Raw genomic sequence first — 12,164 nt, 5'->3', positions numbered from 1 at the left:
TTACTTGCACAAGCCATACAAGAGAATGGTGGTCCACTACAAAACTGGATGCAAATAGGTACTGTGGATTCTCAGTCATTTATCGACAGCTTTGTTTCTCCGAATAACAATACGGGACTCACGATGTCCGTTAGTGATGTAGAAAACGCTGATTCGATAAATGCGGCTGCAGGTGCTTGGTACCTAAAGGGGAATATGGGTGGATCAACTGTAAATTGGCAAAACCTTTCTCTGGCTTTGAATCAGTATAATGAAGGTCCTAATGACTATATGGGTAATGGATATAATAATGCATATGGACTTTCTGTACTTTTTAAAGCTTACGGAATTAATTACCAGAACGTTCCATCTGTAAATTACGATGGTCCTTATGTTGCAACCTCTCCTTCTGGAACACAGCCAAGATATAATAACGCTTCTTCAGGTGACTGGTCATACGGACCTATTTTGACTCCGAGTTTTACTGTAGAAAGCGGTTTGAACTATATTCCTTTTGGAACGAACAGTCAAAATCGAAGAGTGGTTATATTGGTGGGTGATGATGAAGATTACGTAAATGGACTATTCATTCAGCAGTGGTTGTACGATTCACCAAGTTTTGTCCAAGCATACCTTACTAGAGATGCTCAGATTGCTGTTCATTCTGCTAATTTGGGTGTAAATGGTCAATGGTGTGTAGTGGCAATGGGGGGAGCAGCGGTAAGTAATTTGCAATCTACAGCTTCAAATGATGGAGTTAATCTTACAGAGTTTACAAGCTTCTCTGCTTGGGAATCTTCTCACAATATCGGCTATATTGATTGCTCTGGAGCAACATACGCCGATAATTACGATAAAGGATTGACTACTGTTCAACAGGCTGCTAATGCAGGATGGCTGTAAAAATTACTCCAAGGTAAAAGGTAGACATTATCTAACCATTTACCTTGGAGGTCTCTTCTGTTTTCTACAACACTATCAAATGAAGTTATGGGTATAATCTCATAGATACGAGCATTTTTGCCGCTTGCAGTGCAGAGTGGTAATCACTGCAAAAATACCGGACATTTCCATTTACCCAAAGTGCAGATGTGTGATTGCCATCAGCTGCCATTTGAACAATAAATACTCCATTTTTAGATGGCAAATTATATTTGTGCAAATACGTAGCCACTTCCTTTGCAACTGAGATAGAAGGAAGTGTAAAACCACCCATCACCTCTAGTTGCCAATCATTTTGATGCCATATAACCCAACTAACTTTACCTGATGAAATGGAATATTCCATTCCTTGAATACCCTCGCCAAGATTAATTCTGCCAGATTTACTATTAGCAGGAGGTAAAAGTCGAGAATTGATTTGTTGAATATCTAGTTGCTCTAAAGCGGCCTTACTAGAAGAATACTGTTTACCTCCAAAAGATCCAATGATAGTAGCATCGCCAGTATTCGGAGGCATCGATAGGTTAGGGCTATTCACAGGTAGTTGGCTATGTGCCCATTGCAAGTTGACCATATAACTATGAAGATTGCTTTCCGTCGTAGCACCTAAAAACATGGAAGTACTATCTTTGAATGGTTGAAAACCAGAAAGATTTTTTGAAGGTCGATATTCTGGAAGAGTAGGAGCCATAAGTGGGAATTTGGGTTCCGTTATATGTGACATTGCCTCTTGTATTATAGATTGAAATCTTTCATTTGAAGATACTTTCCTGATATTTGTGGAGATATTGTTTTGATTCAATGAAATCGAATGGTTATTTAATGTTGAATTGGATGTTTTGTTTACCCTTAAACTACTATTCGAAGTATCGGATGATAATTTTTTACTCTGATGTTTATGGCCAAACGTAGAAAAATGATTTTGTTGAGATGAATTATTAGCAGGAACAGTCCCACACCCGGTCACCGTCAAACATGTTAACGCAAGCATAGACGCCGTCAGTCCCCAGATTCGTTTTTGCACAAAAACCACCCCTAGTCTCGATTGTTCACCTGTATAGACGTACCCGATACACATTTTGTGACAGGAGCATTTTTCCATCCACACGGTATATCTTCGTGACCGCAGAACAAGCTTTGTCATCATCGGACGTTCTTACCCCATCGTACCCATCTACCTCATCCCAAACGCACAAAGCGTTGATAGCCTATACCAGGTGCGCGGAAATGTTGGAGAACGAGGAAGACCAGAAGCGGTTGGAACAGGTGAGTTTGCTGTTGACGGAACAGGCTAAGGTTATCCAGGACGAACTGCTTGGCTATGCCCTCTACTGGGGACGTGGACGGGGCCATGTGCAAGGACGTGACCGAGCATGACCACCTATACCCCTGAACAAGAAGTAGCCTGGATTCGCAAGATCATACGGCATGTGGCAGCCCATACGCGAAACAAATACAAGAGATGGAGCCGAGAAGACCTCATTCTCAATGCCGCGAATGTAGAAGGAGAAGAGTTTATCCAATCCATCCCTGATTTGTTAGCTGATCATTCAAACCGTGAGATGGAATGGTTTTCTGGCTTATCCGAGCGTGAAAAAACCATTCTGTATGGATTGTACTGGGAAGGAAAAAGTCAACGGGAATTATCCAGACAAATAGGGATTGCCCAAACAACGATTAGCCACATACACCGTCAAGCGATTCGGAAATTAAAGGAGCAGATACAAAATGAGGGATAGAACACAGAAGGTACACAATCTTTTGGAACAAGTCAGACAAAACAAGGAAGTAGATGTCTTTCTGTTATGTCGATATTTCCGAGCAGAGATTGATCAGCAAGTGTCATCTGTGCCGAGATGGTGGAGAGAGGAAGCTCAATCGCAAGTTTGTACGGGAATGTTGGAAGAGGTTCTGAAAAAAATTTTTGAAGAGCATGCTCAAAATGGGGAGTAGAGGTGCTTTTAAAGAGTAGAGGGGCAAAACGAAAGCCCCTCACCACTCCGGCCGGGTGGAACATGAAACGGAGGGTAAAAAATGACACAAGTGATTACAGTAACTGCTCCCGGAACAACAGGTTTTGATACCGCGTCCATTCTAGACTCATCACAGATTGCAACAATGTGGGATAATTCCCCATATTTAATTGCACTAGCTGATGTAGTTTCAGGTACTACAAGTGAAATACAGAACTATGTTCAACAACAATTAAGCCAAGGGTTTTATGTTGGATTGTACAGAGGATATTACTCTGGCATGTTTGATTCTGATCCTAGTTCTGTTGGTGCTGCACACGCTCAACAGTGTATAGATGTAGCGAATGGATTTTCTGGCGCAGCAGGAATGACATTATGGTGTGATTTGGAGGGAGCAACTGCTAATACGACGATTCAGGACATCATCGACTATGCTAATTCTTTTAATAGCACTTGCCAAGCAGCTGGTTATGAAGGGGGAGTATATGTGGGAGATGATGAACCTTATGCTCAAATGGACGGCTCACAGTTGTACTACGATTTAACAACTTCACATTATTGGAGATGCTGCTCATCTAGTATTTGGCCAACTGTTGATAATGGGCAAGTAAGAGGATGGCAGATACTCCAGACTAGTTGCGAATATGATTATGATGGAATTGTTGTTGACAATGATTCCATACAAACAGACCAACTTGGAGGTAATGCAGTTTTTATTAAACTTTCTTGAAGATTGGATAGGAGACCAGGTTGATAACCTGAGTCTCCCTATTTCCAATTACATTTGATTAATACGCATGAACAACGATACGCAATGCAGAAACTGGATCACCGACATACTTGAATGAATATATTTTGTTTCCTTTTTGCCAAACTATAGTCGTTTTGAGTGTACTATCAGAAGGATGATATTGATTGGAATTGTCACTCACAAGAATTGCGCCAATTTTCTCTGGAATGGGCATCATATGTGAGTGCAAATATTCAGCAATAGATTGCATAATCTTTTTCCCGTTTTGATTGGTTGATAAAAATTGTCCTTGAATGGCCCATTGTCCCTCGTTCCATAAATATACATAGTTACCGGCACCGCCGATAAACTGAGATTTTATTCCATATCCTAAATTGACTAAAGGATTTTGAGGATGACCATAATTCGGGATCATTTGCTGGATAGCATCAGTTGCTTGAATACTATTATTGAAAGTCTGTGTCTGAATATTAGTATTAGAATGAACAATTTGGGTTGTTGATGATGTCTGTTGGGGACTAGAAAGAGCACCCGAATCAGTTGAATTGGGTTGAACTACAACTGTGAAATGCGCAGAATGTTTCTCGTCACTAACATTCACCAAATAATGCCCAGGTTTACTCCACTTTGCCGTTAGATCAAACTCACCTTGAGCATTCGTTTTCACCATGTATCCAGATGAATGGTCAGGAAGTCCCACCACGGCTAACTGAATGTTAGGTATACCTTGATGTGATTGATTCAATACCACGCCACGAATTTGAACCGACTGGTTAGTGAAAACTTGCATATGAGAATGAGGAACAACTATATTTGCAACTTGATTTTGGTTATTCCTTGAAGATGTACTATGTTGCGATGTATTCGGGCTTCCTGTAGAAGAAGGATGATGAGTGATCCCACACCCGGTCACGGTCAAACATGTTAACGCAAGCATAGACGCCGTCAGTCCCCAGATTCGTTTTTGCACAAAAACCACCCCAAGTTTCGACTGTTCACCTGTATAGACGTACCCGCTACACATTTTGTGACAGGGGCATTTTTCCATCCACACGGTATATCTTTGTGACCGCAGAGCGTGTTCTGTCATCATCGGACGTGCTTACCCCATCGTACCCATCTACCTCATCCCAAACGCACAAAGCGTTGATAGCCTATACCAGGTACGCGGAAATGTTGGAGAACGAGGAAGACCAGAAGCGGTTGGAACAGGTGAGTTTGCTATTGGCGGAAGCCAAGGTTATCCAGGACGAACTGCTTGGCTATGCCCTCTACTGGGGACGTGGACGGCGGGATTGATATTCAAAGTCAGAATAAAAATCTCATCAAATGGAGTGAAAAATGGAGCAAGTCCTACCTCTAATGTCCCCGGCTCGGGTTTGGTATATCTAATCGGAGTGCATAATCTAGCACAATACGACTACATCTACTCATAAGCATTAAGAGGGTCTGCTTTACCCCAGGGCAGACTCTCTCCTATGAATGTCATTATTGATTTGCCCCCAAATAGACCATCGAACTTGCCATTTTTTCAATCTGAGTTTGTGACACGGATTTCAAGTTTGAACTAATGGTGATGTGGGTCTTACCAATCCAAGTCATAAAGTAGTCACTGAGTTTATTTGTTTCAGTTGGTACTCCTTGATTGGGCACGTACCAAGTACCCATCGCTCCGTTAGAAAGTTTAACTGAATTAGTTTTGTGAATAGCCAACAGAGAAGGTTGTTGACCGCCGATTCTTACTTTGAATCCGCTAAAATACAGAGTCACGCATGCCCCAAATACTGCACTCGCACCAAAATCGGCATTCAGAAATAGCTGTCCTTGCGGAATTTGTTGGGGGACATATATCTTTATCTCTCCATCTGCAAACGTCATTTGGCTTGGGTTTCCTCTGAGTTTAATGATGGCCGTTTTAATCGTTTGGATTTGAGCCTGAGTTAAATTCAGATGTACCATCCCTGATGTTGAAGAAGACGCCTGAGAACTTGGTTTTGTATTGTTACTGACTGTCGAGTTATTGTTGAATTGATGAGTACTAGTCGACGTGCTGTTTGCCGTTTTACTTGCAACGCTATTCGATGGTGTTGATGTATGTGTAACATTCGATGTGGGGCTATTGGTCACATTAGTAACAGGAGTCGAACCTGAACTCACTCCACCACCTGTCCCACATCCTGTTAGGAGCCCGACTATTGTCAATGCAATCCCTGCTGTAGTCCATTTTTTATATCGTTTCACTTCGAATTACCTCCTGAGTATTTTGAACATGATGATTATACGGCAACTTTATTGAATGGGTTAAATCAATCAAAATCCAATTACTGGACGGAATCAAACAACGCATGAGGCGATTCTATCAATCCCACACCCAGACACGGCCGAACACGTCAATGCAAGCATAGACGCCGTCAGTCCCCAGATTCGTTTTTGCACAAAAACCACCCCAAGTTTCGACTGTTCACCTGAATAGACGTACCCGCTACACACTTTGTGACAGGAGCAATTTCCATCCATCAAAATTGATGTTTTTTTGACGTTTTTCTAATCCACAAACATGGTACGCTCCTTGTAGAAAGTGTACTTCTCCACAAAGGGGTGTATTTTTTATGTTGGGGCGCAGTCATATGGGAATTGGCGCAGTGGGTGCTGTCGTGGCCACACCTTTTCTACTCCACGAATCCTGGGAACCCATGCGCCGCCTTCTAAGCCACAGTTGGCGGACGATCCCGCACATGCTCATCTTGCAAGCCATTCTTGTCGCAGCGTTTGTCATCGGCTCACTTTTGCCTGATCTCGATGAACCGAATGCGCTCGCTTCTCGCGATTTGGAGCGCTTCATGGCCCTGCCCGTCTTTGCCTTGTTGGTTGGCATGGTGTTTTTGCTTCACAGAGAAACCTCTCTCGACGCTTGGGGAATGGTTATCGTATTGACGCTTGCCTTTCGGACTTCTCGCAATCTTTCCAGACGTTTGGGATTGGGACTCATTGCGGTACTCCTCGCGTATCTCGCCTGGAAACATTATCTATCTTGGCAGGCGACCATCCCTATCGCTCTTTGGTGTGTAGGCGCCATGTTCTCCAAACATCGTACCTTCACGCACAGCCTTATCGCTGTTTTTATGCTCGGGTACGGGCTTTGGCACGTCCATACCGTTTTTTCTGACGTACATGTAGCGGTTCTTGGTCTTATGATTGGCTACATCCTGCATCTGATTGCGGATGCCATAGCGGGAGGCGTACCGCTGTTTTGGCCTTGGTCGAAGCGATTGGGGATACGAATCCTCACTACGGGAAGTGCCTGGGACCATATGATTGGCGGATTGACTGTGTTTGGCTTCCTCGCTCTGGCGTTGTTTTAAGCGTTCCATGGGGCAATGTGTTCGGTCTCTGACGGATGTAATTCCGCTTGAATTGGAAAAGTTGTATCATCAGCATATCTTGAAAGAGTTTCAATCATTAAGGATGAACTGACCATCTTCTCAAGATCAATTCATTGAAGTTCGGATAACCAGGTTATGTTGCAAAGTGTGGATGATGTTTTTAGATTAATTGACGAAAGGTCCAAGGATGCAAAAATAACCATACAAGTAGTTGATTATCCTAACGGCGTACGGGACGTTATTGGTGCAATAGAATAATAAACGGTTAAAGGAGGGCATCGTGTGCTAATGGCTGAATTGCGCTCGTTGCTGATGGCTGTCATAGCAACGTTCATAGCCCTCATTTTTGCGACTGGAATCTCTTATGCGATTTGTTTTCAGGCAGTGGGTAATCGTCAGCGAATCATGATTTTTTTGAGTGATGTCCTGCGTGGTCTACCCGTGTGGATTGTTGGTCTTTGTATGGGCAGCATTTTATTTCATTCTTACACTTCAAATCGTCAGGCAAATATGGACGAGCTATTTTTCTTGGCGGGAATTCTGTTGTTAATCGTTTTGCTGATACCCTTGCTCATCTCAATACTCTGTGAAGGATATTTTCAGATTTCTAACCTGACTCGTGAAGCGGGACTCGGTCTTGGTTTAAGCGAATGGGAGCTAGCCCGTCATGTCTATTTTCCTTTGTTGCGTCCCATTTTCTACAGTGCTCTGCTGATAGGAATTGGGCGAGCATTTTGTGAAACCGTCGCACTTTGGGTGCTTTTTTTTGCCCATTTTCCTTCTACTTGGTTTATGGATGTGAATGCAGGCGTTCGGATAGTGGCGGATGCACTGTTTTCGCATGGCAAGTTATCATCACTCATGCGCACAGCAGGGCTGCCTTTACTTAGTTTTTTCATCATCATTGCCTTGACTCAGAGTCTTTCACATTGGCTCATCCGCAGAAGTCTTTTAATGAAGTTGATTGAGAGGAAGCAGATATGATGGAAGCAGAAAGATTGCGTCGTAAGCGCAATCGCAGGGCGGCAATCGTGTCTAGCGGTATGGTCTGGCTGCTGGCAGTCCTGTTTGTTGTAATCATACTTTTGGTTTATGTGCAAGCAGGGACATCACTCGTTTGGCTCGGTGGACGAGCCTGGCCAGATTTTTTTATGGTAATGGAGTATATGGGGTTGCTTTTTGGCAGTTTGTGTTTTTCAATACCGTTTGCCTTTTTCTTAGCAGTTTATTACAAAGAATATCGCGCAGTCTCCACGTCTGTTTGGCTTCAATACGTGTTGCAAATTTGGGCAGGATTGCCGGGGGTCCTTTTTAGTTATGTGTTGGGTGTGATCATTTTCCAAAGAACTCAAGGACATTTGATTGTCGCCTTGTTCTTGGCAGCATGGCTGTATTTGATTCCACATCTCAGTCAGCTTTGGATGGCAAGTTTGGCGAGGGTGCCGGAGAGTGAGCGTGAGGGAGCGTTGGCCCTGGGAATTCGCCGCATGCAAATTGTATGGCATCTACTTTTGCCGTCGACTAAAAATTGGATGTTGGGTGCTGCAGGTATTGTTTATCTTCAGTCTTTGGCCGATCTCGGTCTTTGGTTATTCATTACCCCATTTTTCCAAAAAGCTGGTCCAAAGTTGGGAATATGGTATAGTCAATTACTTTTACCTCATTTGCAACAGCAGGAACGATTGGGGATATGGTTTGTGGCCAGCTTGTTTTTAACTATTCATCTTTTGACGCAGATTTTCGTTCGAGTTTGGCTTTGGAAGTTTCGTAAGATGTCCACCATGCATTCTCGCTTTTTTCTGAATGTTGACCATGAATGACGAAACATTCATCAGCCAAATCGTCCAGCAATATAATCTTCCGTTCTTCTATCCGATGGTTTGGTGAAAAGTAGTGAAGTGTCTCCCCATTCAACCAGTTCTCCGTCTAGAAAAAAGGCTGTAGTATCGGCAATCCGCGCCGCTTGTTGCAAATTATGCGTGACAATCACAATGGTGAGGTCTTTTTTGATTTGTTCCATTAACTCTTCAATTTGTAAGGTTGAGACCGGATCGAGTGCAGAGGCTGGCTCGTCAAGCAGCAGTACATCGGGCTCCAAAGCTAACGCTCTGGCAATGCAAAGTCTTTGTTGCTGACCCAGACTGAGGACAAGTGCATTTTGATTGAGTTTGTCTTTGACTTCATCCCATAAGCCAGCGACGCGCAAACTTCTTTCAGCTCGCTCTCGTAATTGGCGATGGTTACGCATGCCGCCAAGGCGCAACGCCAAAGTGAGATTATCAAAAATGGAAAGTGTAGGAAAGGGATTGGGTTCACGAAAGACCATACCTATGCGCCTTCGTACTTCTGTAGCTGGCATTTGATAAATAGAGCTTTCTTCTAAAAAAATATCACCAGTTACGCGTGCGCCGGGGACGGTTTCATGCATTCGGTTGAGACAGCGAATAAAGGTTGATTTACCACACCCGGAAGGTCCAATGATGGCAGTGATTTGGTTGGCTGACAGATCCATATGAATATGTTTGAGCACCAATTGGTCACTGAACCAAGCGTTAATATTTTGTACATGAAGCGACTTTGCCAAACTGAATCCCCCCTACAGCGAAACTAGCATATTTGCAAGTCTGTCACATAGTTTGAAAAAGGACAAGATAGAATCATCAGTTGAAAAAAGTAGGAGGGATAGGCAGTGAAAAGATGGATAGGCCGGATTTTGCTCATTTTGTTTGCCTTATTGGTTGGCGTGCAATCTTGGTGGATTGCCTGGGTAGGAGTTTTTAACCAAATTCCTCAGCTTACTGGAGATGGCGGGGGAGGTGTATTGCTTGCTTTTTGGCTGCTGCTAGGTTCCCTGCTTTCCTTGAAATGGCGCTGGCCAGTGATTGTTTGCTGTCTGCTCGCTTCTATAGATGGGGTTTTATGCGGTCAAATCTATCAGGATAATATGCAATACGTTTACGCTGCTGGGGCGTTGATTGCAGCCTGTGTTTTTTCGTGGAGTTTGTTTACCAATTATAAAAGTGCCAAACTGTCTCCACAAGATCTCCATATACTGAAAAAACCATTTTAACTTCCCGAGATTGGACAGACGATATACTGCGGATGAATCAAGAAAAAACAGGGAATGATAGAGAAAACAAGTGCGTCTGTCCAAGGTCGCCATTTAGATTGTACGGCCTTGCAGTTGGCTCGGGAAGCGGGGCATCCAGCATGTGTGGTATATGTGGAACAGTTGAACGATCTGGAAAACATGCGCAACAAGATATGTTGCTTGCTATGACAAGATCTATGGTACATCGAGGTCCGGATGAGGAAGGAATTTATTTGGATAAAGAAGCAGGTCTTGGTTTTCGCCGTTTGTCGATTGTCGATTTAGCGCATGGTCATCAACCTATGACTAATGAAGATCAATCGGTTTGGGTAGTTTTTAATGGTGAAATATACAATCATAAGAATTTGCGCAAAGATTTAATTCATCGTGGACATCAATTGAAGACTGAATCAGATACAGAGGTATTGGTTCATTTATATGAAGAACATGGCGTGGAAATGGTTCATCTTCTGCGTGGCATGTTTGCTTTTGCCATTTGGGATGTACGTAAAAGAGAAATGGTTTTGGCGCGGGATCGGTTTGGGATCAAGCCTCTATATTATACGCACAGTCCAAACGGCCTACTTTTTGCTTCTGAAATGCGTTCTTTACTGGCTTCAGGGCAAATCAACCGCCAATTAAACCATCAGGCCTTATGGGACTATTTAACATTTCAATATGTTCCAGATCCACAAACCATATTGGCAGATGTACAAAAGCTTCCTCCGGGTCATTATTTGCGTTATCGGCAAGGAAATATTGATATGACCCGATATTTTACACCTCGTTTTTTGGAAAGAGAAGATTGGACAGAAAGTGAGCATGTTGATCGCGTTCGACAATCACTCGAAGATTCTGTTCGTTTACATCTTCAGGCTGATGTACCTTATGGAGCGTTTCTGTCCAGTGGCGTTGATTCCAGTTCAATTGTGGCTTTGATGAAAAAATACGATACAGAGGTAAAAACTTTCTCCGTAGGATTTAACGATGCGAGTGGCTGGTATAACGAGTTAGCGTCTGCTAGAGATACAGCTCGAGCATTGGGTACAGAGCATCGTGAAATTTCTGTTTCTGCGGCGCAATTTGCGGAAAGATTGCCGGAAATTCTCCAGGCGCTGGATGAGCCGATAGCAGACGTAAGCGCCTGTGCTCTTTACTTTGTAGCTGAATTGGCTGCAGAAGATGTTAAAGTTGTGCTCTCTGGTGAGGGGGCTGACGAATTATTTGCGGGTTATCCAATCTATCATGAACCGCGATCGCTCAAAATGTTTTCGCAGTTTCCTTCCTGGGTATTACGAGCTATTGGCGGCGTTGCTGGAAGACTGCCGGCGGGACTCAAGGGTCGAGGGTTTCTTGAACGTGGAAGTTTGCCTTTGGAAAGACGATTTGTCGGCAATGCCAAAATTTTTTCTGAAGAAGCAAAGTCTATGCTTATGGAACAATTTTTCCGGACGCACTCATCTTTTCATGTGACCGATCCGGTTTATCAAGCGTTTGCCGATTTACCTGAAATTACACGCATGCAGTTAATTGATATGCATACTTGGTTGCCGGGCGATATTTTGATGAAAGCGGACAAAATGACAATGGCGCATTCTATCGAATTGCGAGTTCCTTTTTTGGATAATCGGGTATTGGAAGCGGCTTCAGCTATACCTGAATCCATGCGCATTCAGGGCCGCACAACCAAAGCTATTTTGCGCAAGGCCGTTCGTGATCTGTTGCCAGAAAACGTCGTTTCGCGCCCTAAGCTAGGTTTTCCTGTTCCTGTTTCCACTTGGTTGGCGGGCAGTATGGGAGAAATGGCGCTGGAGTGGATTGTGGAGAGTCCATTGATGGATTGGCTTTCTAAGAATGAGGTGGAATCTTTATTCCGTCGCCATCAAGAAGGTGAGCGTCATTTATGGCGCGAGTTGTGGACGCTTGTGACGATGGCAGCTTGGCTCAATCATTTCCTTCAGCCAAAGAGTGTGAGCAGCGATTATTCAATGGTTGGAGCGCAGCAGTCTTTGACGGTTGGCTGGTAATAAAGGAAATTGCTTGAC

General features: G+C 43.5%; 15 protein-coding genes. 11 read left to right on the top strand and 4 right to left on the bottom strand.

Features of this window, described 5'->3' with window-relative positions; all coding sequences use genetic code 11:
• Positions 1-63: 63 nt before the first annotated feature.
• A complete protein-coding gene (locus ACOJUR_RS13990; protein WP_420950341.1) occupies positions 64-882 on the top strand; it encodes a hypothetical protein in 819 nt (272 codons plus the stop codon).
• A gap of 85 nt (positions 883-967) precedes the next feature.
• On the opposite strand, the gene ACOJUR_RS13985 is transcribed toward ACOJUR_RS13990, so the two are convergent.
• Complete coding sequence (locus ACOJUR_RS13985; protein ID WP_420950340.1) at positions 968-1,945, bottom strand: hypothetical protein; 978 nt, start codon at positions 1,943-1,945, stop codon at positions 968-970.
• A 95-nt stretch (positions 1,946-2,040) separates the two neighbouring features.
• Between ACOJUR_RS13985 and ACOJUR_RS13980 the strand changes: the two genes are divergently transcribed.
• From ACOJUR_RS13980 to ACOJUR_RS13965, 4 genes are all read left to right on the top strand, one after another.
• Entirely contained in the window at positions 2,041-2,298 is a 258-nt protein-coding gene (locus ACOJUR_RS13980; RefSeq protein ID WP_420950339.1) for a hypothetical protein, read from the top strand.
• Positions 2,295-2,660: an RNA polymerase sigma factor gene (locus tag ACOJUR_RS13975; RefSeq protein WP_420950338.1), complete on the top strand. Its 366-nt coding sequence runs from the start codon at positions 2,295-2,297 to the stop codon at positions 2,658-2,660. The genes ACOJUR_RS13980 and ACOJUR_RS13975 overlap by 4 nt, the downstream gene beginning before the upstream one ends.
• Entirely contained in the window at positions 2,650-2,874 is a 225-nt protein-coding gene (locus ACOJUR_RS13970) for a hypothetical protein (RefSeq protein WP_420950337.1), read from the top strand. Before ACOJUR_RS13975 ends, ACOJUR_RS13970 begins: the two co-directional genes overlap by 11 nt.
• An 81-nt stretch (positions 2,875-2,955) precedes the next feature.
• Positions 2,956-3,624, top strand: coding sequence for a glycoside hydrolase domain-containing protein (locus ACOJUR_RS13965; RefSeq protein WP_420950336.1), 669 nt, complete (start codon positions 2,956-2,958; stop codon positions 3,622-3,624).
• Positions 3,625-3,682: 58 nt separating this feature from the next.
• Here ACOJUR_RS13965 and ACOJUR_RS13960 read toward each other — a convergent pair whose 3' ends face one another.
• Positions 3,683-4,669, bottom strand: coding sequence for a carboxypeptidase-like regulatory domain-containing protein (locus tag ACOJUR_RS13960; RefSeq protein ID WP_420950335.1), 987 nt, complete (start codon positions 4,667-4,669; stop codon positions 3,683-3,685).
• A 41-nt stretch (positions 4,670-4,710) separates the two neighbouring features.
• Between ACOJUR_RS13960 and ACOJUR_RS13955 the strand changes: the two genes are divergently transcribed.
• Positions 4,711-4,944: a hypothetical protein gene (locus ACOJUR_RS13955; RefSeq protein WP_420950334.1), complete on the top strand. Its 234-nt coding sequence runs from the start codon at positions 4,711-4,713 to the stop codon at positions 4,942-4,944.
• A 189-nt stretch (positions 4,945-5,133) separates the two neighbouring features.
• On the opposite strand, the gene ACOJUR_RS13950 is transcribed toward ACOJUR_RS13955, so the two are convergent.
• Positions 5,134-5,886, bottom strand: coding sequence for a hypothetical protein (locus tag ACOJUR_RS13950; protein WP_420950333.1), 753 nt, complete (start codon positions 5,884-5,886; stop codon positions 5,134-5,136).
• A 368-nt stretch (positions 5,887-6,254) separates the two neighbouring features.
• Here ACOJUR_RS13950 and ACOJUR_RS13945 point away from each other — a divergent pair, with 368 nt between their 5' ends.
• The 3 genes from ACOJUR_RS13945 (at position 6,255) to ACOJUR_RS13935 (ending at position 8,848) form a co-directional block, all read left to right on the top strand.
• Positions 6,255-7,007, top strand: a complete 753-nt coding sequence (locus ACOJUR_RS13945) for a metal-dependent hydrolase (protein WP_420950332.1) — start codon at positions 6,255-6,257, stop codon at positions 7,005-7,007.
• A 303-nt stretch (positions 7,008-7,310) separates the two neighbouring features.
• Complete coding sequence (locus ACOJUR_RS13940; RefSeq protein ID WP_420950331.1) at positions 7,311-8,012, top strand: hypothetical protein; 702 nt, start codon at positions 7,311-7,313, stop codon at positions 8,010-8,012.
• Positions 8,009-8,848, top strand: a complete 840-nt coding sequence (locus ACOJUR_RS13935; protein ID WP_420950330.1) for an ABC transporter permease subunit — start codon at positions 8,009-8,011, stop codon at positions 8,846-8,848. Before ACOJUR_RS13940 ends, ACOJUR_RS13935 begins: the two co-directional genes overlap by 4 nt.
• Positions 8,849-8,859: 11 nt before the next feature.
• On the opposite strand, the gene pstB is transcribed toward ACOJUR_RS13935, so the two are convergent.
• Positions 8,860-9,612, bottom strand: coding sequence for a phosphate ABC transporter ATP-binding protein PstB (gene pstB, locus ACOJUR_RS13930; protein ID WP_072875009.1), 753 nt, complete (start codon positions 9,610-9,612; stop codon positions 8,860-8,862).
• A 105-nt stretch (positions 9,613-9,717) separates the two neighbouring features.
• Here pstB and ACOJUR_RS13925 point away from each other — a divergent pair, with 105 nt between their 5' ends.
• Positions 9,718-10,098, top strand: a complete 381-nt coding sequence (locus ACOJUR_RS13925) for a hypothetical protein (RefSeq protein ID WP_072875008.1) — start codon at positions 9,718-9,720, stop codon at positions 10,096-10,098.
• A 98-nt stretch (positions 10,099-10,196) separates the two neighbouring features.
• Complete coding sequence (asnB, locus tag ACOJUR_RS13920; RefSeq protein ID WP_420950329.1) at positions 10,197-12,146, top strand: asparagine synthase (glutamine-hydrolyzing); 1,950 nt, start codon at positions 10,197-10,199, stop codon at positions 12,144-12,146.
• Positions 12,147-12,164 lie beyond the last annotated feature (18 nt).

The sequence above is a fragment of the Alicyclobacillus tolerans genome (genome assembly GCF_048984885.1).
Classification (GTDB): Bacteria; Bacillota; Bacilli; order Alicyclobacillales; family Alicyclobacillaceae; genus Alicyclobacillus_I; species Alicyclobacillus_I tolerans.
The sequence above is the reverse complement of the archived record's forward strand: the minus strand, read 5'-3'. Positions and strand labels throughout refer to the sequence as shown.